Here is a 23866-nt window from a genome sequence, read left to right as displayed (position 1 = left end):
TATGACTGCTAAACTTTTCTGGGGCGCGGCTGCCCTCTGCCTGCTCATCGCTCTGGGCATGGCCGCAACCGGGCATCTGGCGCAGGCCGGGCCGCTGTTTATCCTGTTTTTCCTGAGTATCGCGCTGGCGTTTCGCACCAACGAAGCCCTTAAAGGCTTTACCTACACCATCATGATTTTCGCGGCCGTGACAACCGCGCTCTACTACCCGACCTACTTCACCGAAGTGAACGGGTTCAAGTTCAGCAAGCTCATCACGCCGCTTATTCAGCTCATCATGTTCGGGATGGGTACGTCGATGGGCGTCGAAGACTTCGTGGGGGTGGTCAAAATGCCCAAAGGTGTGCTCATTGGCGTTGTCAGCCACTTCATTATTATGCCGCTGATTGGCTTCCTGATTGCCAGCATCAGCGGGTTTCCGCCCGAGATTGCGGCGGGGATCATCCTGATCGGCTGCTCGCCCAACGGCATGGCATCGAACGTGATTTCGTATCTGGCGAAAGCCAACCTGGCCCTGTCGATTACCATTACCGCCATTTCGACCATGCTGGCGCCGTTTGTAACGCCGATGCTGATGAAGCTCTACGCCGGCGCGCTGGTCGATATCAACGTGCTGGACATGATGTGGGACATCTTTAAAATGGTCATCATCCCTATCGGGGCCGGGCTGCTGTTCAACAAATTCCTAAGTGGGAAAGCCAAATGGCTCGACGAGGCCATGCCGCTGGTGTCCATGTTCGGGATTGGCTTCATCATTACCATCATCACCGCCGCCGGGCGCGACAAACTGCTGACCATCGGCCCCGCGCTGATCGGGCTGGTGCTGTTGCACAACCTGTCGGGTTACTTTCTGGGCTACTGGTCGGGTCGCCTGTTCCGCATGAGTGAGCGCGACTGCCGCACCATCGCCATTGAAGTGGGCATGCAAAACGGCGGCCTCGCTTCGGGGCTGGCCAATCAGATGGGCAAAGTCGCCACGGTAGGCCTGGCCCCGGCGGTATTTGGCCCGCTCATGAACATCACCGGCTCTATCCTGGCGTCGTGGTGGCACCGCCGCCCCCCACAAGAAGACCTCGCCGAATCACAGCCGGTACTGGCAGGTAACGTGTAGACCTCACCCCCAGCCCCTCTCCTTGAAATAAGGAGAGGGGAGACGAGATGGTCGGCTATATCATCTAAGGAGAGGGCGGTCCCGCGTCCGGGCCGGGGACGGTCGGCCGCTGCCGGGAGGTTACTTCAACACTACCTGGCTAACGACGGGCTGATGGTCGGACGGGTAGCGCTGGTCCTGGGCGTCGGTGAGTACGGCGTAGTCGAGAACGTTGGCCTGTTTATCGACGAAAATGTAGTCGATACGGTCTTTGAGCGGCGCATCGAATTGAAAGCCGTTGAACGTACCTACGGGGCCGTAGGGCGGCATGGCCGTCACCTGATACGCATCGTTGAGCAGCGTCTGCATCGTTTTGACCTGTTCGGTATCCGGTGTTGAGTTGAGGTCACCCACGCAGATAATGGGCGTGTTGCCGGCAATCTCGCGCATCTTCTGCACCATCAATTTTCCCGATTCGCGCCGGGCGACCACGCCCTGATGATCGAAATGGACGCAGAAGAAGTAGAACGTCTGTTTCGTGGTCTGATCCTGCAACTGCGCCCAGGAACAGATGCGGTTGCAACAGGTGGCGTCCCAGCCTTTTACGGGCTTGTCGGGCGTTTCGCTGAGCCAGAAATCGCCGGTTTTAAGCAGTTTGAACCGGTCTTTCCGGTAGAAAATTGCCGAGTGTTCACCGGCTTCCTTCCCATCGTCGCGGCCGTGCCCCACAAAGGCAAATTCCGTCATCTCGGCCAGATCCGTCAGTTGGCCGCGCAGGGCTTCCTGCACCCCAAACAGATCGAACCGGTGATAGCGAACCAGCGCCTTCACCCGTTCTTTCCGGTTGGGCCAGGCATTCACGCCATCGTTGGGCGTATTGTAGCGAACGTTGTAGGTGGCAACCCGGATGGGCGTATTTTTTTTCTGAGCCTGTGAAGGCAGGCTCAGTACACTGCCGAGCAGCAGAAGCAGCATGAAGCGCATAGTGAAAACGTTGATAAGACTGCAACGTAAAGGCAGACAACGTACCCAGCTAACCATCTGGGCGCCCAAACGAACGGGCCGGTAAGGGGCCGAGACAGCCACTTCACACGAGTAATCAACCCACGCCCATGCTTTTACGGGTAACGCGCAACGTACCCAACTGCGCCAACTAAACTCAACGTATGCACAGACGTACCTTCGTCCGAACAACGAGCGTAGTCGCCGCCGGCGTTGGCCTCGCGGGCTCGGAAGCGCTCGCCACAGCCACCCGGCCGCGCAACAAACTCCCGCGCTGGAAAGGCGTAAACCTGCTCGACTTTTTCTCGCCCGACCCCACGGCGAAAGGGCGCACCAAAACCACTGAAGAACACCTGACCTGGCTGCACGACTGGGGCTTCGACTTCGTGCGGTTACCGATGGCCTACCCCTATTACCTCTCCTTCGACCGGAGCCGCCCCATCCGGCCCGACGAGGTGTACCAGATCAACCAAAAAGCTGTCGACGAGATCGATCAGCTGGTGTCGCTCGCCCACAAGCACAAAATGCACGTGAGCCTGAACCTACACCGCGCGCCGGGCTACTGCGTCAACGCCGGTTTTCAGGAGCCGTATAACCTCTGGACCGACCCCGCCGCGCAGGAGGCGTTTCTGTACCACTGGAATTTCTGGGCTAACCGCTACAAACAGACCTCCGACAAGCGCATCAGCTTCGATCTGCTCAACGAACCCAGCCTGCGGGCCGACATGAACGATCAGCACAGCGCCCGCAGTGCCGTCCCCGGCGACCGCTACCGGAAGCTGGTGGTGGCGGCTCAGGAAGCCATCCGGCGCGAAAACCGCAAACACCTGATCATCGCTGACGGCAACAACACGGGGCAGTCGGTCATTCCCGAAATCGCCGATCTCGACGTAGGGCAAAGCTGTCGGGGCTACCATCCAGGCATCATTTCGCACTACAAGGCGCCTTGGGCCATGAAAGACGTCAACAACCTGCCCAAACCCAAATGGCCGGGGCAGGTGGGGAGTCAATACCTGGGCCGCGAGCTGCTCGAAACGTTCTACAAACCCTGGTTCGACCTAGTGGCGCAGGGTGTGGGTGTACATTGTGGCGAATGCGGTGCCTGGAACAAAACCCCACACAATGTCTTCCTGGCCTGGTTTTCGGACGTGCTGGGGCTGCTGTCCGAACACGACATCGGCTTTGCGCTCTGGGAGTTCATTGGTGACTTCGGTATCATCAACTCCCGCCGCGACGACGTGGCCTACGAAGACTGGCATGGCTACAAACTCGACCGTAAACTGCTGACTATGTTGATGAACGTATAAGACTAAACGGCTGATAGGTGGGTAAGTAGCTGGGTTGCTTCGCTTTAACCAACTACTAAACTCACCGATCATGCCTTATTCTTTACGCGCTAATTGCCAGCGCCGCACGGTGCTGGCTGGCTTAACGACCATACTCCTGACCACCGCGATCAGCAGTGTTGCCCAGGTTCAAAAACAGCCCGTTCTGGGCGTGCGATCGGCTCCGCTGCTGACCGTCGGCAACGCGCAGTTTAAAGACCTGAACCGCAACGGGCGGCTCGACCCCTACGAAGACTGGCGCCTGCCCGCCGCCCAGCGGAGCCGCGATCTGCTGAGCCAGATGTCGGTGGAGCAGAAAGTGGGCTTCATGCTCATCAGCACCACGCGGCTCAAAAACGACTGGTCGTTTGAAGGACCCAAAAACAAGGAGCCCATCAGCAGCGACTTCAACGAGGAAGACCTGACCGCCAGCACCAACATGTTCACGCGGAAGCCGCTGCCCACGCCCCTGATGAACGCCGCCGGAACCACCAAAGCGGTGACTCAGTTTCAACTGCGGCACTTCATTCTGCGGGCCAACGTCAGCGCCCGCATCACGGCCGAATGGGCCAATAAATTGCAGGCGCTGTGCGAAAGCCAGCCGCTGGGTATCCCGGCGATCGTGGCCTCCAACCCGCGTAACCACATCACCAGCAGCGCCGCCATCGGCACCAGCGTTGGCCGCACCGCCTTCTCGGCCTGGCCGGGCGAGTTGGGCCTCGCGGCGATGCGTGACCTCAAACTGACTCGTGAATTTGCCGACATTGCCCGGCAGGAGTGGGCGGCGGTAGGCCTGCGCAAAGGCTACATGTACATGGCCGATCTGGCAACCGAGCCGCGCTGGCAACGGGTCGATGGCACCTTTGGCGAAAACGCGCAATGGGCCGCCAAGATGATCACCGAGGTGGTGCTGGGCTTCCAGCAGACGAAACTCGGCCCCGCGTCGGTCGCCATGACCACCAAGCATTTTCCGGGTGGTGGCGCTGGTAAGGAAGGGCAGGACCCGCACTTCGACTGGGGTAAGACCGAAGTTTTTCCGGGCGGGATGTTCGAGAACAACCTCATTCCGTTCAAAGCCGCCATCAAAGCCGGTACGTCGGCCATCATGCCCTATTACTCGCTGCCCGTCGGTACACAATATGAACCCATCGCCTACGCCTACAACCGGGGCGTCATTCACGATCTGCTCCGCACCAAACTCGGCTTTCAGGGGATCATTAACTCCGACACCGGCCCCATCGAGATGATGCCCTGGGGTGCCGAAAACCTGAGCATCAAGGAGCGATACAAGCGCACGCTGGAAGCCGGGGTGAATCTCTACTCGGGCACCGCCGACCCAGCCAACCTGCTCGAAACGGTGAAAAGTGGTATGGTCGACATGAAGCTGGTCGACGACTCGGTGCTACGGCTACTGACCGAAAAATTTGAGCTGGGCCTGTTTGAGAATCCGTATGTCGATGAAGACGCCGCCGAGCGGATCGTGGGTAACGCCGAGTTTCGGAAACGGGCCGACGTAGCGCTACGGAAATCCATTGTGCTGTTGCGAAACGAAGCGAAAACGTTGCCGCTTCGGTCTGGTACGAAAGTGTACGTCGAATCATATCAGAAGCAATTCGGCCGTCCAACGCCCGGCCCCGGCGACGTGCTGACGCCCGCGGGCAATTACCCCGTTCAGTTCGTGAAAACACCCGAGGAGGCTGACGTGATTCTGCTCTGGATCTGGCCCGGTTCACGGTCACTTTTTGCTTCCGATGGCTCGCCGCTTGAACTGTCGCTGTCGAAGAACGCGGTCGATGTGAACTACGTGAATACGCTTACCGCGAAAAAACCGACGATCCTGGCCATCAACTACACCAACCCCTGGGTGATCGACGAGATTTATAAAGAGGGCTCGGCTGCCACGATAAAGGGCGTTGTGGCCACCTTCGGCACCACCATCGACGCCCTGCTGGATATCGTAACCGGGAAGGTCAAGCCAACCGGGAAAATGCCGTTTACCACCCCACGCTCAGCCGAGGCCGTCAAGGCGCAGATGGAAGACGTACCTGGGTACATGGAAGGCGCTGGCTATGCCCTCTTCAAGTACGACGAAGGGCTGACGTATTAATCGACCAACTGGGCTGGCAGTGGATGCGCGCCAAAGCGTAGGCCGCTGCCTTATCTTTTTAAAACAGCAGTCCGATCGACTGGGTTGTCTGCATATATCGACTTTTTCGTTATGGCAGACAATCACACGTACCTGATCGACGGGGCCAACCGGCGTTGGTTTCTCAAGCAGTCGTCGGCACTGGCTGGGCTGGCGCTGATGCCGCCGCTGGTAGGACAGGCCGCCGCTGCGCCTAACGCGCCGCTTGCCCAGGCCCCTCCGGCGGGTAGCAAACGGTCTGTCACGCTGCGGGTCAACAAAAAGAATTATAAACTCGACATCGAGCCCCGCGAAACGCTGCTCGACGTACTGCGCGAACGCCTCGACCTGACCGGCTCCAAAAAAGGCTGCGATCATGGGCAATGTGGTGCCTGCACCGTGCATATCGACGGCCGCACGGCCAACGCCTGCCTGTTGCTGGCCATCATGCAGCAGGGCCGCGAGATCACGACCATCGAAGGGCTGGCGCCGGGCAAAGACCAGCTTCATCCGTTGCAGGAGGCCTTTGTGAAACATGACGGTTTCCAATGCGGTTTCTGCACGCCCGGCCAGCTGATGTCGGGGGTAGCCATCATCCGCGAAGGGCACGCCGATTCACCCGCCGAAATTCGGGAGTGGATGAGTGGCAACATTTGTCGCTGTGGCGCCTATCGGGGTATTGTCGAAGCGATTGAGTCGGTTCAGAAAAACGGGAAAACAGCATGAAGGCCTTCGACTACGTACAGGCCAATCAGCCTGCCGACGCGCTCCGGCTCATCAGCGCCGCGCCCGCTACCCGTTTCATTGCGGGCGGCACCAACCTGGTCGACCTGATGAAATACGGGATCGAAAGCCCGGATACGCTGGTCGACATTAGCCGTCTGCCGCTGGCGCAGATTCAGGCCAACCAAACAGGTTTGCGCATCGGCGCGCTGGCCCGAAACAGCGACGTCGCCGCCAATGCGCTGGTGCAAAAGCAGTTTCCGCTGCTGTCAGAGGCGCTGCTGGCGGGGGCCTCGCCGCAACTGCGCAACCAGGCGACTATGGGCGGCAACCTGTTGCAACGTACCCGCTGCTACTATTTCTACGACCCCAGCCAGCCCTGCAACAAGCGGGCACCCGGCTCGGGATGTGGAGCCATTGGCGGTCAAAACCGCATCCACGCCATTCTGGGCGCTAACGAAGGGGCGGGGCGCGACAAGCAGTGCATCGCCACTAACCCCAGCGACATGAACGTGGCCTTGAGCGCGCTGGGGGCCGTGGTGCAGCTATCGGGGCCAGCCGGAACGCGCTCGGTGCCGCTGATTGACTTTCACCGGCTGCCCGGCGACGCCCCTCAGCGCGACACCGTGCTCGAACCCAATGAACTGATTACGGCCATCGACCTGCCTACGCCCAAACTGACCGGGAAATCGCATTACCTGAAAGTCCGCGACCGGGCGTCGTATGCCTTCGCGCTGGTGTCGGTCGCGACGCGCATGGCGGTGGAAAACGGCATCATCCGCGACGTGCGCATTGCCCTGGGGGGCGTGGCCCACAAACCCTGGCGCATGCCCGAAGTAGAGCAACAGCTGATCGGCAAACGGGCTGACGAAGCCACGTTCCGCGCGGCTGCCCAGCAACTGCTGGCCGGCGCCAAACCGCACGAGCACAACGCGTTCAAAATCAGGCTGGCCGAAAACAGCATCGTTCGGGCTTTAACGATGGTTAGTAGCTAGTGGTCATTTGGCTTCGCCGTCATTGATAGAAAGAGCAATGAATGACAACTAATGGCCATCAATGACCATCAATCTTCCTACCCTATGGCTAAGAAACTCATTGGCGACCCGATCGATCGGATTGACGGGAAGCAGAAAATAACCGGATCGGCCCGGTATTCCGCCGATATCAAACCACCCCGACTGGTGCATGGTGTGCTGGTCATGAGCACCGTAGCGAACGGCCGCATTCAGAAAATCGACATCAGCGCGACGATGAACGTACCTGGCGTGGTGGCGGTGATGTCGCACGAAAACGCGCCGAAACCGGGTGGGCTGGATAAAAACAAACCCTCCGAAACGGCGACCGACCGGGTCATGCATCTCTTTCAGGATAACCTGGTGCATTACAATAATCAGCCGATTGCGATGGTGCTGGCCGAAACGCTGGAAGCCGCTACGGAAGGGGCCGAGCGCGTGCAGGTAACCTACAATACCGATGCTGTAAAACCCTTACTACCAGCTAACCAGAACAAGGCCGAGCGCCCCGAACGCCTGCCCCGCGTGGATGACCAGGTCGATACCAAACGGGGTGATTACAAAGCGGGCATGGCTGCGGCCGCTACGCGCTTCGAGCAAACGTACCTGACGCCCACGCAGGTACACAACGCCCTTGAACCCCATGCGCTCGTGGCGGTCTGGGAGCCCGACGGCAAACTGACGCTCTATAATGCCACACAGGGCATCTCGGGTTGCCAGAAACGTATCGCCGAGCTGTTCGGCATGCCCAAAGCCGACGTGCGCGTGGTGACGCAGTACCTCGGGGGCGGGTTTGGTAGCAAAGGCACCACCTGGTCACACGTGATGCTGGCACCGATGGCCGCCAAACTCGTGAGCCGTCCGGTCAAACTAGTGCTGAAACGTGAGCAGATGTTCGGGATGGTCGGGTCGCGGTCGGCGACGGTACAGCAACTGACATTCGGCGCCGACAAAGAAGGCAAGCTGACGGCATCGGGGCATTTCTCGATTACGCAGACGTCGGATTTCGATGAGTTTGCCGAGCCGTCGGGCACCATCACGCGCATGCTCTACGCCTGCCCCAATCAGGAAACGACGCACCGGTTTATCCGCGCCAACATCGGGACGCCTTCGCCCATGCGGGCCCCCGGCGAAGCGCCCGGTGTGTTTGCCCTGGAATGCGCCATCGACGAAATGGCCGAGCAGGTGAAGATGGACCCACTCGAATTCCGCCTGAAAAACTACGCCGAGGTCGACCCTAACAAAAACCTGCCGTTTTCGAGTAAAAGCCTGCGCGCTTGCTACCAACAGGGAGCCGAACGCTTCGGCTGGTCGAAACGCTCGCCCCAACCCCGCAGCATGCGCGACGGGAACTACCTCGTCGGAATGGGGATGGGCACCACCACGTACCCCATGAACCGGGGCGAGTCGAACGCGCTGGTCCGATTGATGCCCGATGGGCGTGTGCAGGTCGAAACCGGCACGCAGGACATCGGTACCGGTACGTTCACCATCGTCAACCAGATCGCCGCAGAGGTGCTGGGCCTCACACCCGATAAAGTGACCCTCAGCGCGGGCGACAGCCGTTACCCCGAGGCCGTTGGGTCGGGTGGATCGCGCAGCACGTCGAGCACGGGCTCCGCCGTAACGCAGGCTGCCAAAGAGGTGCTGAATAAGGCGCGCGAAATGGCGTTCAAGGATAAAAAATCACCCTTGTACAACGTAGCCGAGGCTGAGATTGTGGCTGAGAATGGTCGGCTCCAACTACGCACCGACCCTAAAAAAGGCGAGACATTCGCGAGCCTGCTGAAACGGAACGGCTCGAAACCAATCGAAGCCAAGGTGCAATCGAAGCAGGGCGACGAGAAGGAGAAGTATTCGTTTTTCGCGTTCGGTTCTGTCTTTGCCGAAGTACGTGTCGACGAAGCGCTGGGCGAAATTCAGGTCACGCGCCTGCTGGGTACGTATGCGGCGGGTAAAATCATCAACCTAAAAACGGCCACCAGTCAAGTGCTGGGCGGAATGGTGTGGGGGCTCAGTATGGCGCTGCACGAGGAAGCCAAATTCGACCCGCGCACCAACCGCATCATGAACCCCAATCTGGCCGAGTACCACGTACCGGTCAACGCCGATATCCGGTCGATCGAAGGGTATTTTATTGAGGAAGATGACGACGTCGTGAACCCGGCAGGGGTGAAGGGCATCGGCGAAATCGGAATCGTCGGCACGGTATCAGCCATTGCCAATGCGATTTACCACGCTACCGGCAAGCGCCACCGCGCCATACCCATCACGGTTGACAACGTGTTGGTGTAGGGAGCTTCGCTGTCATCTGCCTTCGGCGTCATTTAGCTTCGCTGTCATTGATGGTCATTAATTGTTTTTACGACCAATGACCATCAATGACAGCGAAGCTAAATGACTACCGAGATGTATCGCTAACGGTGCGGATGAGGCTGATGCCCGTGAAGAAAAAGATCGCGCCGAAAAGGAGGTAAACCCATGAGGCCTGCGCAATGCCGCCCGACAGCATGTCTTTGCCGCCCATCAGCAGTCCCACAAGACCCAGCAGGGTCAGGATAATGCCGAACACACGTTTGATATTCATTCGTTGAGTGATTTGATAGTGAACTGATCCGTCTAACGAGGCATGGAAACCAAATGTTTGCCGCGCCCAGTCTGCGGCATAAACCAAGACGGGTGATGGGCTGACGCTTAACCGCCTCATACCCATCACCCGTCTTGTCACAAACTAGCCGTTTTCAGCCGCGGCGACCGTAGCTGCCATAGCTTCCGCGGTTGTAACCACCCCGGCGGTTGTTGGTCTGGAAAGCATACAGCCGATCCCGCTGAACGGGCGTCAGCACGCTCAGAAACTCCTGATTTTTCTGGTAGCTGAGGCGTTGAAAATCGCGGGGCGACAGGCGGCTACCGGCCGTCAGGCCCTGCCGGTCGTACTGCTCTTCAATCCGGCGCAACTGCCGTTCCTGCTTCCGCGACAGATTGACGATGGCATCGAGCCTGTCGACGCGGATCTCGTCCTGAATATCGTCGTAGCGTTGTTGGTTAGGGGTCGGGTAGGCGTTGCCATAACCGGGACCACGTTGAGCCATTGTCGTTCCGGTAGTGAGTAAAGCCACGATGGCAGCGAGGGCAAACATTGACTTCTTCATGATGGTCTGTGTTTTTCTGTTGGTTTGTCAGTTAGAGACGAAACCCACCTCGCCGTTTAACCCCTCATCCGCCCGCAGCGACCATACCCCTCTATTCCCCGACAAACAACCCGAATGTGTCGATGAAGAGGGTCATTTGGCTGCGCTGTCATCTGCCTTCGGCGTCATTTGGCTTCGCTGTCATTGGTGGTCATTGATGGTAATTGATGGTCATTAATTGTTTTTACGACCAATGACCATCAATGACAACGAATGACGCGCAGCAGATGACTTTCCCTTACTGCAACTTCGCCAGCCAGAGCGAAGCGTTGAGGTGCAGGGCAGGGTGCGAGGTGTAGCCCGTGGGGGCATCGCCCGACCAGCCGTTGAACAGGTTGTCGTTGGTATCGCCCGTACCATCGTCTGAGGGGGAGCTGTCGCCGATGAACACGATGCGGCCTGTGCCGTAGGTCGACAGCAGGGCCATGACGCCCGTTGTGCCGTTCAAGGGGCTGCTCATGCGCCAGAAAAGCCCCTGCACGTTGGCGTTATTGGCGGGGTAGAGCGTTGCCGTGGCACCTGCGTAAAATGCCAGCTTTGAGGCCGTACCAGCCACGCCGTTCAGCACTTTCTGGGCGTTGGTGTTGGTGCCGGTGTAGACATTCGTCGTGGGTTGCTCGTCGATGTCGATATAATCGACCCGGAAACCGAATGGGTTGCTGTTGTTAATGCCGTTGTTGGTCATCAGGTCATTCCACACGCGGGGCGAATCGGCACCATCGCCGTCCCGGTCCGAAGGTAGGTAGCCGTTCGGGTCGGTGCCGGTCAGGGAAGGAGCCGTGTGGTCGGCAATCATCATCAGGCCACCGCCGTTGGCTACGAAATTCATGATCGCGGTTTTTTCCGCCGCCGTAAACAGTCGGTTCGGCTCAACCACGACAAAGACATTGTAGTTGCTCAAATCCTGCACGTTTGCGCTGTTGCCATAGGTGATGGCCGTACCCACGGGCAGCGTTTCGACGAAGTTGCCGCGCTTGACCAACTCGACCGCCCAGGCCGACATGCCGCCCTTCCAATAGGTTTCGGGGGTAGTGGACGTGATGCCGGTGTACGAAGGCGTCGGGGTACGTTGCGCTTTGGTTTCTACCGTAGTGCCACCCGTGTAGGTCGGTACGCTTTCGGTGCCGTCGGCGTCGATTTGCCAGTCGGCGCTACCCGCGTTTTCGTAGTGGCTGGCGTCGAACAAAAACTTCTTGCCGGTTGGGGTAGGCGTGGTGCCGCCGCCGTCGTTGTCGGTTACGGCAATGTCGTCGATGTTGATGCGGTTGGTGCCGCCCGATGTCTTGCGGACTTCGAGCCGGACGGTGCCCGTCACGTTCAGCGTGAAGGTCTGCGTCTGAAGCGTCGTGGTCGTCGTTACGGCGCTGCCGGTCTGAGTCCAGGTGCTGCCGCCGTTGGTCGAATACCACAGCCCCCACTGACTGGCCCCATCGGTGCCGTAGGTGGCGTGTTTGACGGTCACGGTGCTGATGCCCGTCGTCAGGTCGAACAGCATCGTGATCTTGCCCGTATTCCGAACCCGCGCCGACCAGGTACCGGCTTTGCGATCACTGCTCGTGTTGCCGATCAGCGCGTCGTAGAGATTCCATGATTTGGCTTGCAGCGTAACGTTATCGCCGCTTGCCGAGCCCGTTGGCGACACATCATAGGCCGTTTTGGGGCTGGTAGAGCCCACTTCGAACCCTTCTGAGAGCGTGACAGCGGCCCGGGCAGCGCGAAGCGTAGCAGCCGTAGTCGTGGTGGGAGCGAGCGCGTCGGGCTGGCAGGCAATGAACAGCGAGGCGGCGGTCAGGCCCGTTAGGCAAAGCGTTTTAAACGAGGCAGTTTTAAGCATTGGAGAATTGATTAGATGAACGGTTATCAACTTATGCAAAAATCATCATTCATCATATAGTGGCTCGGATTCCCGTGTTACGGTTCGGTTATTTTACGTGAACGGTAAGGTCGAGTGCCATCCCGGCGCGCGAAAAGCGGACAACGCAGCCAGGAAAAGGAGCCTGTTTCTTGTCGCTGCTTATCGGGTTAATTGGTTGATTAGTAGCTCGAAAGCTACTTTTACATTTCCTTTACATTCTTTTGCAGCCGATTTACGAGCGTTGTTGAGCAGCCGGTTAGTTTTGGTTCGTACTAATCAGGACTAGTTATGAAATACGCCATTGTCACAGGCCTGTGCCTGTTTGTCGGACTGGGTACGTCTGCGGTCGCGCAGACCTCGTTTGCGACCTGCTCGGCCGCTTTTGTCGGCGATAAAATGCTAGTCGATCACTATTCGCCTGCCGGGAAATGCCAGCTTGCCAACGATGCCAAAGGCCAACTGACGGTGAAGACGGTGAATCTGTCGCCGACGGGTGCTGAGGGCGTCGATCAGCTGGCGTTTAAAGTCGCCGTTCGGGATGGCGCAACGGGCACGGTACACCTGTTTTCGGAGGAAACCTACCGGCAGCTACCCGTCGAACGCGTGCTGGCCACCTGCAAAAAAGGCGACCGGATCGTACTGCTGACCCTCGACCGGCAGCATGCTTTACCGCACAATGAAATTCAGGTCCGTTGATTCATAAACCCCATTAATCAATACACTAATGAAAACGATACACTACACCTTGGGCCTGTTGCTGATTGGCTGTCTGGCCATGTCATTCCGGTCGACCAACTGGGTAAGCACCACGGCCGAAGCGCCTGGCAGCGCCGTTACCGTAAATGGCTACGCTGTGGTTGGCGACGCCGTGATGATCAACAGCCGGGGCAGGCTGGCCGTTGTGGAGGGCGATCCGCGTTCGGCGAACCGCAAGGCCGTGCCGTTTCGGTTGTTGCTGAAACGGCAGGCAATGGTTATTCAGCGCTGGCCTGAAACCAGCGAGCAAACGAACTATTCGATGCAACTCGACGACGTTTGGCCCGTTGCCCAACCGGGCGACCAACTGCTGATTGAACCGGTGGGGCAGGCCAACAAGCAACTGATTCGCTTGATCAAGGTACAGACCATCAATTGGTTACCTTTGCTGCGGTCAGGCGATGGCTGTTAATTAATAGCGTGTTATGCAAGTACGTTCACAATCATGGGTGGTGTTGGGCACGGTCATTAGTCTGTTGCTGGCGTTGGGGGGGCTCTTCGTGCGGTCGGTGACGCCTGCCGCCGGCGAAGAGCCCCGGCGGCAGGCCGACAAGATCAATCTGGCCCTCCGCCGCACGGCCCACCACCTGCTGCGGGCCTCAGGCGACTCGACATCGCGCATTCCGGCGGTGCAGCAACTCAACGCCAATACCTACCGCCTTCAACTCAATCACGCGTTCAACTACGATACGCTACCTGCCCTGCTGCAACAATCCCTGCAACAGCACCACATTGCCACACCCTACGACGTGGCCGTGCTGGACTGCGGCACCCAACAGCTGCAACTGGGGTATTCGGTCAGCGACCTGATCGATTCAAACACCGTGGCCTGTAGCGGTCGGTCGATGGCCGCCGGATGTTATGTGCTACAGCTTACGTTTGCCGCGCCAATCACGTCGCAGGTCAGCTACTGGCCCGTTCTGGCCGTGATCAGCCTGCTGGCAGGGCTGATGGTGGTGACCTGGCGACGCCCCGCAGCCACACTCGTAGCGGCCCCGGCCGAAGCCGAGACTGCCACCCCGAAACTTCATTTTGGCCGCTCTGTGCTTGACATCAACGGGCAGACGCTACTGGCTGGCGAGACGACCCACACCCTCACGTACCGGGAAACCAAACTGCTGCGCCTGCTGGCCAGCCACCCCAATCAGGTGCTGGAACGAAACCAGATACTCAAACTGGTCTGGGAAGACGAAGGCATTATCGTGGGCCGGAGCGTCGACGTGTTTATCTCGCGCCTTCGGAAGCTGCTCAGCACCGATGCCACCCTGCGCATTGGCACGATCCATGGCGTCGGTTACCGGCTGGAAGTGCTTCAATCCTGATTTTTTTAAGTAAAGTGGGTGGACCGCTTGACATCATGGTTTTTGTTTCTACATTTGTAGAGTAAATACTACGAAGATAGAATATGAAGCTGGCCGCCACTGAAGAAACGTTGATGCAACACCTCTGGACGCTGGAAACGGCGTACATGAAAGACCTGCTCGACGCCTACGATGATCCCAAACCCGCCACCACGACGGTTGCCACCCTGCTGAAGCGCCTGATCGACAAGGGAGCGGTGGCGTACCGCGAACGGGGCAGCACCCGCGAGTATTACGCGCTCATCAGTCGCGAGGCGTATTTCGCCAACCATGTCAACGGCCTGATCAAGAATTTCTTCAATAATTCGGCGGCTCAGTTTGCTTCGTTCTTCACCAAAGAGACCAATCTCTCTGCCGACGAGCTAACCGAACTGCGCCGCCTGATTGACGAACAAATCGACCGGAAAAAGCCATGACGACCTACCTGCTCGAATCGGCTCTGAGTTTGTTGCTGCTGCTGGGCTTCTACCAGTTGTTTCTGGAAAATCAGCCAATACACCGGCTCAAGCGGGTCTATCTGCTGGGTACGTTGGGGGTTGCGTTTGTGGCGCCCCTGCTGACGATCGAGGTTCCCGTGCCTCAACCAATCACGCCGCCATCAGCCGTGGCGCTGTTTCTGCCTGCTGAAAACGTACCCGGCCAAACTACCGTTGTTACCGAAGTTACCGCTGCACCCGTGACCTACTGGCTCTGGCTCTATGCAGCCGGTACATTACTGATGCTCGTTCGGTTTGCCCGGAACCTGTACCAGATCGCCGCGCAGGTACGTCGGTATGCTCCTCAACCGTTTCGAGGTGTTTGGCTGGTGCCGTTACCCACTGACGTGCTCCCCCATACGTTTCTGCGCTACCTGTTTGTCTCGAAAGCAGCGCTGGAACAAGGTACGCTTGAACCCGAACTGCTCACCCACGAACTGGCGCACATCCGGCAGCGCCACTCGCTCGACGTCCTGCTGATTGAGCTGGTCCTGTGTTTCGGCTGGTTCAACCCGCTACTGATCTGGCTGAAGCGGGCCATGCAGCGCAACCACGAATTTCTGGCCGACGAAGCCGTCAATGCCGCTTTCGGTAACGTACCTGGCTACCAGCATCTGCTGCTTACCAAACTAACCCGCGCCACCACCCTGCCTGCGCTGGTGAGTACGCTGACTTTTCAAACCACAAAACAACGCCTGCTCATGATGACCAAACACGCATCGCCCGCCCGCACCTGGTTTGCCGGGGGGACCATCGCCCTTGTTTTCGGAATTGCCACGCTGCTGGTAACCACAACGGCATCTACGCCAGCCTCGTCTACGGACCCTGTGGGTCAACGGGGCGATTTGCCCGCTAAAACGACCGACGAAGGGCTGGACCTCAGCCGGTTGCCGCAATTTCCACCCGCTACCAACCGGCAGATTGCGGAAGTAGAGCGCTGGTTTAGTCAGGTTATGGTGGCTGTTCCTGATTCATCCGCGCCCGACAAGTGGGTTCGCCGGAAATACGCCGATCTCACGCAAAACGAGAAACGGTACGTTGTCTGTCCGCTGCCCGAGCGGCCCAAAGCCATCTCGCCCGTTTACCTCAACGACTATAAAAACAAAGCCAAATATGATCCCATCCATGTGGATGGACAGGAAGTTAAAGACTTTGCTGCCAACAAATTGACCGCTGATGATATTGCCTTCTACCAGCTTTCACCATATGGGGAGGGGGCGAACGAGAAAACGGCGGTTTTTCTCTATACGCGAGCCGGCTTCGAAGTCTACAAAAAGAGACAGGAAGCGAACCCACTCGTTTTCGTCAAAGTAACCAAGTGGTAGCCCTATAAGGCTCGTACTGATTCGGACGAGCGACTGTCCGAAAGTGGACAGGGTACTACTTGATAAACTGCGTTTTGCCCTACTAATTAAGGAGTTAGCCAGGCTGGCACGGCTCTTGGGCGATCGAAACCGGTAAGGTCCCAAACGAGATCTTATCGGTTTCTCTATGTTCAGCAACTATCTGAAAATCGCCTGGCGGAGTTTGCTCAAAAACCGCCTGTTTACGCTGCTCAATAGTCTCGGTTTGGCCATCGGTCTGGCCGTGGCGCTCATGCTGCTGCTCTACGCGACCGATGAGCTGGCGTTCGACAAACACCACCGTAACGCCGACCGGATCGCGCGCGTGAACCTCAACGTATCGTTCGACGGACAAACCCAGCAATGGGGCAACGCGCCCAATATGGTTGGCCCGACGATGAAGGCGCAACTGCCGGGGGTTGAGAATCAGGTGCGGTTGCTGCGGCATAACTTCGGCCAGACGGCGTTCGTCAATTCGGCAAATCGGGAGTTTGCCGAAACCAAACTGTACTGGGCCGATAGCACGCTGTTCAGCGTGTTCGATGTACCGTTGTTGTTGGGAAACCCCGCTACGGCGCTGGCTGGCCCCAACCGGGTGGTGGTGAGCCAAAACACCGCCCACCGCTATTTCGGTACGCAGAATCCGCTGGGCAAAATCCTCGACGTCGACCATAAGCATCCGCTTGAAATAACCGGCGTGTATCCCGATCTGCCCGCTACCTCGTCGCTCGATGCCGACCTGATTGGCTCGTTTGCGAGTGTCAAATGGGCGAGTGAGCCCAGCAGCCAGAGCTGGAGCAATGCCAGTTTTGAGACGTACCTGCTGCTTCGCCCCAACGCAAACGTGGCCCAACTGGAGCGGCAGATGGAAGCGATCGTGGCGAAGAACGTGCCCAAAGACAACCGGTTCTATAGCCTGTACCTGCAACCCCTGGCCGACATTCATCTCCACTCAGCCAACCTTAACAACGTGAGCAGTACCCGCATCGGCGACGCCCGACAGGTAACGATATTGCTATTGCTGGCCGTGGTGGTGCTGTTGATTGCCTGCATCAATTACATGAACCTGACCACGGCACAGGCGCAGGTTCGGGCCAAAGAGGTAGGTATCAACAAAGTGGTAGGGGCCACACGCTCCCAACTGATCGGACGGTTCTACGCCGAAACGGTGCTGGTCGTGCTGGTGTCGCTGCTGCTGGGTATCGGCGTGGTGATTGCCTGCCTGCCGCTGTTTAACAATATCGCCGACAAATCCTTGTCCGTCTGGACGTTACTAACGCCCCGCATGCTGCTGAGCCTGCTGGGGCTGGGCGTTGGCATCTCGCTGTTGGCGGGCTTGTACCCGGCGTTTGTGCTCTCGGGCTTTTCGGTTCGTGGGCTGTTGCAATCGTCGTTCCGGGCGGGGTCGGGCGGCGGCTTCCTGCGCCGGTCACTGGTGGTGACGCAGTTTGTGGCGTCGCTGGTGCTGATCATCAGTACGCTGCTGTTCTACCGGCAGTTGCAGTTTATCCAGCATCGAAAACTAGGCTATAATCCTACGCAGGTGGTGGCGATCACGACGGCCGCCGCCCAGAACCCCGATCAGGTGCAGGCGTTGAGCAATGACCTCCGGGCGCTGAGCAGCGTCGACGACATCAGTCGGGTGCAGGTGTATCCGGGTGGTGGTGGCAGCGGCCGCAGCCTGTCGAAACCACTCGATGATGGCAGCCAACTGCAAATCACTTCCAACCGGGCCAACTCGACGTTTATCAAGGTGTTGGGGCTGAAACTGCTGGCGGGCAAAACGCTGCCAGCCGCCAAGTCAGACCAGCCCGATACCGACAACGAAACCGACACAACCATACAGGTGGTGCTGAACAAAACGGCCGTCGATTTTCTGGGCTACACGCCCGAGCAGGCCATTGGCAAGATTGCGCCGGGTTTGTTTGAAAATCGCGCCGAGATTGTGGGTGTGGTCGACGATTTTCACTTCGAATCGCTGCACAAGCCCATCGGCGCGTACGCGTTTCACAATGCCAACACCGAGCGGCGCTCGTATATGCTGGCGAAGGTACGTACCCAGAACCTGCCCGAAACCATGCGGCAACTGGAAGCTACCTACCGCAAAAACCTGCCAAACTCCGCCTTTGAATTCACCTTCCTCGACACGTACCTGAACACGCTCTACCGCAGCGAGCAGCGCATGGCGCAGGTGGTGTTGATCTTCGCCGGGTTGGCCATTCTGATCGCCTGTCTGGGCCTGTTCGGGCTGGCGACCTTCACTGCTGAGCAACGCACGAAGGAGATTGGTGTGCGCAAAGTGCTCGGGGCCAGCGTGGGCAGCATCGTCGCCCTGCTGAGCAAAGATTTCCTCAAACTGGTACTGATTGCCATCGTGCTGGCGATACCGCTGGCGTGGTGGGCCATATCAAGCTGGCTGGCCGATTTTGCCTATCGCATCGATATCGAATGGTGGGTGTTTGCCGGGGCCGGCGCGTTGGTCGTCTTCATCGCCCTGCTGACGGTGAGCTTCCAAAGCATCAAAGCCGCCCTGATGAACCCGATCCAATCGTTACGTTCCGAGTAAACGTCTTTCTTTCAGTAGGCGGTTTACATCGCCTCTGAAAGCGCATAAATTCCCGTCTGATGTTCACGAACTACCTTAAAATTGCCCTGCGGACGATCTGGAAGCAAAAGGCACACTCATCCATCAACGTAATTGGATTGTCGGTGGCCTTTGCCAGTGCTATTCTGCTGTTTCTGGCGGCTCAGTTCGAGTTGTCTTACGATCAGTTTCACCAGAACCGGGAACGGATTCACCGGCTATCGCTGAAGGAAGTACATACCGATCGGGTAGAGTACGGCACGAACATGCCCATACCGATGATGCCGATGTTGCGGGCCAATTACCCGGGCCAGATTCAGTACGCCACCCGCTTTGAGGAAAGCGACGGGCAGATTGTGCGAAACGGGCGCATCTGGAACGGCGATGTCGATTACGTAGACGCCGATTTCCTGCGGATGTTCTCGTTTCCAATGGCGAAAGGAGACGCCCGCACAGCGCTGAACAACCTGAACGATCTGGTCCTGAATGAGCAGGTTGCCCAGGCGGTTTTTGGAGAAAATGAACCGGTAGGACAGTTGCTGTCGCTGAACCTCAACGGGGTGAAGAAAGCCTTCGTGGTGCGGGGCGTAATGAGGAATGCACCGGCCAGCTCGACGCTGGAAAACGAGGTGCTGATCCGGTTTGAGAACTTTCCGGAATATCAGAGCAGTCGTGACCAGTGGAACTGGCGTACCCACGACGTGTACGTGCAATTGGCCAACGGCGTGCGAGCTGAAACGTTTGAAAAACAGATGGTCCCGTTCGTCAAAAAACAGTATGCGGAAGATATTGCTCAAGCCCGTCGCCAGGGTGCTCAGCCCGACGAACGGGGCGAATTCGTCAGCCTGCGCCTAACCAATCTGTCCGACGTTCATTTTGATCGGGTCAACGATCACCGGGCCGTCGACCGGACGTACCCACGTGTGTTGCTCGGCGTGAGCTTACTGATCATGCTGATTGCGGGCATCAACTTCGTGAACCTGTCGATTGCCCGTTCGCTCAACCGGGCCAAGGAAGTGGGAATGCGGAAGGCACTCGGCGCCCTGCGGCAACAGATCATCGGTCAGTTTAGCGGTGAGGCGTTGCTGATCTGTTCCATCGCGCTGATCACCGGGCTGCTGCTGGTGGTAGTCCTGCTCCCTCGGTACAACGCGATCTTCAATGGGCATTTGTCTTTTGCCCAACTCCAGCAGCCTGGTATATGGCTGGGGTTATTGGTGAGTTTTACGCTCATCAGTCTGCTAACGGGCGTATACCCGGCCTGGCTGGCATCGCGGTTCAACGCCGTGGAAGTGCTCAAAGGCAAAGTGGGCCGGGGCGGGCGCGTGGGCGGGGTACGTAACACGCTGATTGTCTTGCAGTTTGCTGTGTCTGTACTGCTCATCGGCTGCACGTTGGTGGTCTGGCGGCAGATGAACTACCTCCGCGACAAACCGCTGGGCTACGATCAGACCCAGGTTATCAGCATCCCCGTAGGCTACGAAACCAACGGCTACCGGCTGCTGACGTACCTGCGCAACCAACTGGCCGATCAGCCGCAGATTCTGGACATCACAGGGAGCGATATAAACCTGGGCCGAGGTAAGGATGGGGCAAGCTCTAAATCGAAATACAGCTTCACCCTCGACGAGAAGAAATACCAGACCAACGCGCTGAACATCGACTATGACTACGTGGAAACGCTGGGACTGAAACTAGTGGCCGGTCGGACGCTGTCGCGGCAGTTTCCGAGCGATTCGGCCAAATCGTGTCTGATCAACGAGTCGATGGTCCGGCATATGGGCGTGAAGGATCCCATCGGCATGATCATCCCGATCGAGGGCGGTAAAACGGTCGTCGGGGTGGTCAACGATTACCATTTCGCGTCGCTCCACGATCAGATTGAACCAATAACCCTCTTCTTCAACAAGCCATTCGGACTGTCGTACATCTTCGTGCGGGTCGCCGCGACCAATCCCGCGTCCACGATGGCCCTGCTCGAACGTACCTACCGAACGATGGCCCCCAACTCACAGTTTCAGGGGTCGTTTCTGAATGAGAATGTCAACAACCAATACAAACGGGAGCAGCGGCTGGCCACCGTGTTTGTGACGGCAGCCTGGCTGGCTATTCTGCTTTCGTGCGTGGGCCTGTTTGCCATTGCGCTCATCAGCATTCAGGCTCGGACCAAGGAAATCGGCGTCCGTAAAGTGTTGGGAGCCAGTGTGCCTAATATCGTAGCCCTGCTGAGTAAAGACTTTCTGAAACTGGTTGTCATTGGCATTGTCATCGCTACGCCGCTCGCCTGGTGGGCTATGAATCAGTGGCTGGCCGACTTCGCCTACCGCATCGACGTGTCGTGGTGGGTATTTGCGCTGGCGGGTCTGCTGGCGATTGGCATCGCTTTGCTGACGGTGAGCTTTCAGAGTATCAAAGCCGCCCTGATGAATCCGGTCAAATCGCTCCGCAGCGAGTAAACTGTTATTTCCCGAGCGGTTAAACCGCCCGCTCAACGAACGGGAAAGAACAAAATAGCGACATCATGCTCTCAAATTACCTCAAAATTGCCTGGCGGAATCTGATCCGTAACAAAGGATACTCGGCCATCAACATCGGCGGGCTGGCCGTAGGTATGGCCGTCGCCATGCTGATTGGTCTGTGGGTCTGGGACGAACTATCGTTCAACCGATCGTTTGCCAACTATGACCGCATTGCCCGGGTCATGCAGCACCAATTATTTAACGGCCACATCGGTACGCAGGCGTCTATCCCAACCCCGCTCGATGCGGAGTTGCAGACCAACTACGGCAGCAATTTCAAACACATAGCTATGGCTACCTGGGAGGGTGACCGGGTGTTGTCGGTTGGTGATAAAAAACTCCTGCGGTCGGGCAACTATATGGGTGCCGCTATGCCCGAAATCCTGTCGTTACATATGCTGAAAGGGAGTCGGCAGGGACTAGCCGAAATGAATTCCATTTTGCTCTCGGCGTCGACAGCGCGGGCACTTTTTGGCGACGCCAACCCGATGGGTAAACTCATTAACATCGAGGGGCGGGCCAATGTGAAGGTGACGGGCGTATACGAGGACCTGCCGTTCAGTACGGAGTTTCGGAACCTCACGTTCATTGCCCCGTGGAGCCTGTTCGTGTCCATTAGCCCGTGGGTGAAACGGACGCTGGACAGCCAGGAATGGGGCAATAACTCGTTTCAGCTTTTTGTTCAGATCGCCGACAACGCCGATATGCAGACGGTGAGTGCACGCATCAAAAACGCCAAGCTGAACAGAATACCCGCTGAAGACCGAAAATATAACCCGACGCTGTTTCTACACCCGATGACCGACTGGCGGCTGTACTCGAACTGGACAGAAGGCGTACAGGTCGGCGGTTACGTTCAGTACGTCCGATTGTTCGGGCTGGTAGGTATTTTCGTGCTGCTGCTGGCCTGTATCAATTTCATGAACCTCAGTACGGCTCGGTCTGAAAAACGCGCCAAAGAAGTGGGTATTCGCAAAGCCGTCGGGTCGGTACGAGGCCAACTGGTCAGTCAATTTTTTAGCGAGTCGTTTCTGGTCGTCGTGCTGGCATTCATCGGGGCCGTTTTGCTGATTCTGGCCCTGCTGCCCTGGTTCAATACGGTAGCAGACAAACGCCTTATGTTTCCCTGGACCGAAGCCTTGTTCTGGCTGATTAGTCTGGGCTTCATCGGCATCACTGGGTTGCTGGCGGGTAGTTATCCCGCTTTCTATCTCTCGTCGTTCCAGCCCATCAAAGTGCTGAAGGGACAGGGGCTACAGTTTCGCGTGGGCGGGCTGGTGGCGGTTCCCCGCAAAGTACTGGTTGTACTCCAGTTTACGGTCTCCCTGACGCTGATTATCGGTACTGTCATCGTGTACCGGCAGATTCAGCACACCAAGAACCGGCCCCTTGGCTATGACAGCAACGGCCTGGTTATGATGGAAATGCTGTCGCCTGCCTTCTACGGCAAATACGACCTGCTAAAAACCGAGCTGACCAACGCGGGCGTCATTCAGAACATGGCTGAATCGTCCAGCCCGCTTACGGGGGTGTGGTCAAACAGCAGTGACTTTAGGTGGCCCGGCAAAGACCCATCCATTGACCCTGATTTCTCGAATATCTTCGTGACGCATGATTTCGGCAAAACGGTCGGATGGCAGTTCAGGGAAGGCCGCGATTTCTCGCGCACGTTCACCACCGATTCGTCGGCTGTCATCATCAACGAAGCCGCCGTTAAGTTCATGGGGCTAAAACATCCGATCGGCACGGTTATCCGGCGGGGAGGTCGATTCGATCCACAGGTGAAGGACTTCACTGTTGTGGGGGTTATCAAAGATGTGCTGGCCGAATCACCTTACGAGCCGGTGAAGCAGGCGATGTACTTCATGGATTACGAGAACGCCAACTGGATCGTGCTCAAACTGAGTCCTAACCGGAGCGCTCGCGAGTCGATGGCTATTATCGAAGCTACGTTCAAACGATACGTCCCATCGGCTCCGTTTGTCTATCAGTTTGCTGATCAGGAATTCGGCAAAAAGTTTGCGTCGGAAGAGCGAATCGGAACGCTGGCAGGTGGGTTCGCGGTGCTGGCCATTTTTATCTCCTGCCTGGGGTTACTTGGGTTGTCCTCATTCACGGCTGAGCAACGCACGAAGGAAATTGGCGTGCGTAAGGTGCTGGGGGCCAGTTTAATTGATCTGTGGGTGCTTCTCTCAAAAGATTTTATTCTGCTGGTTTGTGCCGCCAGCCTAATTGCCGTACCCATCGCGTACTATTACCTCCGTGAATGGCTGACTGATTACAAGTACCGCACTGACCTGTCGTGGTGGATTTTCGCGGGGGCTGTGCTGGGTACAGTAGCCATTACGTTGCTGACCGTCTCGTTTCAAAGCATCCGGGCCGCGCTGGTCAACCCGGTCAAATCGCTCCGCAGCGAGTAGGCGCGACCGCTGTCCGGCTTGTCCCAACCGCTGTCCGTTTCTGGACAATGCGTAGTACGCTAATTCCCATCAAAAAGGCCCGG

The 23866-nt window shown here is 57.7% G+C and carries 18 protein-coding genes; 14 read left to right on the top strand and 4 right to left on the bottom strand.

Features of this window, described 5'->3' with window-relative positions; genetic code table 11:
* Position 1: 1 nt before the first annotated feature.
* Entirely contained in the window at positions 2–1111 is a 1110-nt protein-coding gene (locus FAES_RS00560) for a bile acid:sodium symporter family protein (protein WP_015329225.1), read from the top strand.
* A 120-nt stretch (positions 1112–1231) separates the two neighbouring features.
* On the opposite strand, the gene FAES_RS00555 is transcribed toward FAES_RS00560, so the two are convergent.
* Positions 1232–2074 carry an endonuclease/exonuclease/phosphatase family protein gene (locus FAES_RS00555; RefSeq protein WP_041257309.1) on the bottom strand — a complete coding sequence of 281 codons (843 nt, stop codon included), beginning with the start codon at positions 2072–2074 and terminating at the stop codon, positions 1232–1234.
* Positions 2075–2256: 182 nt separating this feature from the next.
* Here FAES_RS00555 and FAES_RS00550 point away from each other — a divergent pair, with 182 nt between their 5' ends.
* From FAES_RS00550 to FAES_RS00530, 5 genes are all read left to right on the top strand, one after another.
* Positions 2257–3399, top strand: coding sequence for a glycoside hydrolase family 5 protein (locus FAES_RS00550; RefSeq protein WP_015329223.1), 1143 nt, complete (start codon positions 2257–2259; stop codon positions 3397–3399).
* 70 nt (positions 3400–3469) lie between these two features.
* Positions 3470–5524, top strand: coding sequence for a glycoside hydrolase family 3 protein (locus tag FAES_RS00545; RefSeq protein ID WP_015329222.1), 2055 nt, complete (start codon positions 3470–3472; stop codon positions 5522–5524).
* 111 nt (positions 5525–5635) lie between these two features.
* Positions 5636–6268: a (2Fe-2S)-binding protein gene (locus FAES_RS00540; protein ID WP_015329221.1), complete on the top strand. Its 633-nt coding sequence runs from the start codon at positions 5636–5638 to the stop codon at positions 6266–6268.
* Complete coding sequence (locus FAES_RS00535) at positions 6265–7260, top strand: FAD binding domain-containing protein (RefSeq protein WP_015329220.1); 996 nt, start codon at positions 6265–6267, stop codon at positions 7258–7260. The genes FAES_RS00540 and FAES_RS00535 overlap by 4 nt, the downstream gene beginning before the upstream one ends.
* An 84-nt stretch (positions 7261–7344) precedes the next feature.
* Positions 7345–9573 carry a xanthine dehydrogenase family protein molybdopterin-binding subunit gene (locus tag FAES_RS00530; RefSeq protein WP_041257308.1) on the top strand — a complete coding sequence of 743 codons (2229 nt, stop codon included), beginning with the start codon at positions 7345–7347 and terminating at the stop codon, positions 9571–9573.
* Between the two features lie 106 nt (positions 9574–9679).
* Here FAES_RS00530 and FAES_RS00525 read toward each other — a convergent pair whose 3' ends face one another.
* The 3 genes from FAES_RS00525 to FAES_RS00515 all read right to left on the bottom strand — a co-directional run bounded on the left by FAES_RS00525 (position 9680) and on the right by FAES_RS00515 (position 12303).
* Complete coding sequence (locus FAES_RS00525; protein ID WP_041257307.1) at positions 9680–9865, bottom strand: hypothetical protein; 186 nt, start codon at positions 9863–9865, stop codon at positions 9680–9682.
* A 154-nt stretch (positions 9866–10019) separates the two neighbouring features.
* On the bottom strand, positions 10020–10430 hold the full coding sequence (locus FAES_RS00520; protein ID WP_015329217.1) for a hypothetical protein: 411 nt from the start codon (positions 10428–10430) through the stop codon (positions 10020–10022).
* Positions 10431–10707: 277 nt separating this feature from the next.
* Positions 10708–12303 (bottom strand): hypothetical protein, encoded by a 1596-nt coding sequence (locus tag FAES_RS00515; RefSeq protein ID WP_015329216.1) that lies wholly within the window; start codon positions 12301–12303, stop codon positions 10708–10710.
* Between the two features lie 309 nt (positions 12304–12612).
* Here FAES_RS00515 and FAES_RS00510 point away from each other — a divergent pair, with 309 nt between their 5' ends.
* From FAES_RS00510 to FAES_RS00475, 8 genes are all read left to right on the top strand, one after another.
* Positions 12613–13020 (top strand): hypothetical protein, encoded by a 408-nt coding sequence (locus tag FAES_RS00510; RefSeq protein ID WP_015329215.1) that lies wholly within the window; start codon positions 12613–12615, stop codon positions 13018–13020.
* 28 nt (positions 13021–13048) lie between these two features.
* Positions 13049–13492: a hypothetical protein gene (locus FAES_RS00505; protein ID WP_015329214.1), complete on the top strand. Its 444-nt coding sequence runs from the start codon at positions 13049–13051 to the stop codon at positions 13490–13492.
* Between the two features lie 13 nt (positions 13493–13505).
* Entirely contained in the window at positions 13506–14402 is an 897-nt protein-coding gene (locus tag FAES_RS00500) for a winged helix-turn-helix domain-containing protein (protein WP_015329213.1), read from the top strand.
* 83 nt (positions 14403–14485) lie between these two features.
* The gene (locus FAES_RS00495; RefSeq protein WP_015329212.1) at positions 14486–14857 is read left to right on the top strand and encodes a BlaI/MecI/CopY family transcriptional regulator; all 372 of its coding nucleotides are present in this window, start codon (positions 14486–14488) and stop codon (positions 14855–14857) included.
* Positions 14854–16242, top strand: a complete 1389-nt coding sequence (locus FAES_RS28800) for a M56 family metallopeptidase (protein WP_015329211.1) — start codon at positions 14854–14856, stop codon at positions 16240–16242. The genes FAES_RS00495 and FAES_RS28800 overlap by 4 nt, the downstream gene beginning before the upstream one ends.
* 166 nt (positions 16243–16408) lie before the next feature.
* Positions 16409–18826 (top strand): ABC transporter permease, encoded by a 2418-nt coding sequence (locus FAES_RS00485; protein ID WP_015329210.1) that lies wholly within the window; start codon positions 16409–16411, stop codon positions 18824–18826.
* A gap of 59 nt (positions 18827–18885) precedes the next feature.
* Positions 18886–21300 carry an ABC transporter permease gene (locus tag FAES_RS00480; protein ID WP_015329209.1) on the top strand — a complete coding sequence of 805 codons (2415 nt, stop codon included), beginning with the start codon at positions 18886–18888 and terminating at the stop codon, positions 21298–21300.
* A gap of 65 nt (positions 21301–21365) precedes the next feature.
* Positions 21366–23783, top strand: coding sequence for an ABC transporter permease (locus FAES_RS00475; RefSeq protein ID WP_015329208.1), 2418 nt, complete (start codon positions 21366–21368; stop codon positions 23781–23783).
* Positions 23784–23866: the final 83 nt, after the last annotated feature.

The organism is Fibrella aestuarina BUZ 2 (assembly GCF_000331105.1).
Lineage (GTDB): Bacteria > Bacteroidota > Bacteroidia > Cytophagales > Spirosomataceae > Fibrella > Fibrella aestuarina.
Note: the sequence above shows the minus strand (reverse complement) of the source record. Positions and strands in the feature narration are given on the sequence as shown.

What these genes read in the sequence shown, in the direction of transcription:
- FAES_RS00560 (WP_015329225.1), top strand. Translation starts at nt 2, where the DNA reads ATGACTGCTAAACTTTTCTGGGGCGCGGCTGCCCTCTGCCTGCTCATC.
- FAES_RS00555 (WP_041257309.1), bottom strand. Translation starts at nt 2,074, where the DNA reads ATGCGCTTCATGCTGCTTCTGCTGCTCGGCAGTGTACTGAGCCTGCCT.
- FAES_RS00550 (WP_015329223.1), top strand. Translation starts at nt 2,257, where the DNA reads ATGCACAGACGTACCTTCGTCCGAACAACGAGCGTAGTCGCCGCCGGC.
- FAES_RS00545 (WP_015329222.1), top strand. Translation starts at nt 3,470, where the DNA reads ATGCCTTATTCTTTACGCGCTAATTGCCAGCGCCGCACGGTGCTGGCT.
- FAES_RS00540 (WP_015329221.1), top strand. Translation starts at nt 5,636, where the DNA reads ATGGCAGACAATCACACGTACCTGATCGACGGGGCCAACCGGCGTTGG.
- FAES_RS00535 (WP_015329220.1), top strand. Translation starts at nt 6,265, where the DNA reads ATGAAGGCCTTCGACTACGTACAGGCCAATCAGCCTGCCGACGCGCTC.
- FAES_RS00530 (WP_041257308.1), top strand. Translation starts at nt 7,345, where the DNA reads ATGGCTAAGAAACTCATTGGCGACCCGATCGATCGGATTGACGGGAAG.
- FAES_RS00525 (WP_041257307.1), bottom strand. Translation starts at nt 9,865, where the DNA reads ATGAATATCAAACGTGTGTTCGGCATTATCCTGACCCTGCTGGGTCTT.
- FAES_RS00520 (WP_015329217.1), bottom strand. Translation starts at nt 10,430, where the DNA reads ATGAAGAAGTCAATGTTTGCCCTCGCTGCCATCGTGGCTTTACTCACT.
- FAES_RS00515 (WP_015329216.1), bottom strand. Translation starts at nt 12,303, where the DNA reads ATGCTTAAAACTGCCTCGTTTAAAACGCTTTGCCTAACGGGCCTGACC.
- FAES_RS00510 (WP_015329215.1), top strand. Translation starts at nt 12,613, where the DNA reads ATGAAATACGCCATTGTCACAGGCCTGTGCCTGTTTGTCGGACTGGGT.
- FAES_RS00505 (WP_015329214.1), top strand. Translation starts at nt 13,049, where the DNA reads ATGAAAACGATACACTACACCTTGGGCCTGTTGCTGATTGGCTGTCTG.
- FAES_RS00500 (WP_015329213.1), top strand. Translation starts at nt 13,506, where the DNA reads ATGCAAGTACGTTCACAATCATGGGTGGTGTTGGGCACGGTCATTAGT.
- FAES_RS00495 (WP_015329212.1), top strand. Translation starts at nt 14,486, where the DNA reads ATGAAGCTGGCCGCCACTGAAGAAACGTTGATGCAACACCTCTGGACG.
- FAES_RS28800 (WP_015329211.1), top strand. Translation starts at nt 14,854, where the DNA reads ATGACGACCTACCTGCTCGAATCGGCTCTGAGTTTGTTGCTGCTGCTG.
- FAES_RS00485 (WP_015329210.1), top strand. Translation starts at nt 16,409, where the DNA reads ATGTTCAGCAACTATCTGAAAATCGCCTGGCGGAGTTTGCTCAAAAAC.
- FAES_RS00480 (WP_015329209.1), top strand. Translation starts at nt 18,886, where the DNA reads ATGTTCACGAACTACCTTAAAATTGCCCTGCGGACGATCTGGAAGCAA.
- FAES_RS00475 (WP_015329208.1), top strand. Translation starts at nt 21,366, where the DNA reads ATGCTCTCAAATTACCTCAAAATTGCCTGGCGGAATCTGATCCGTAAC.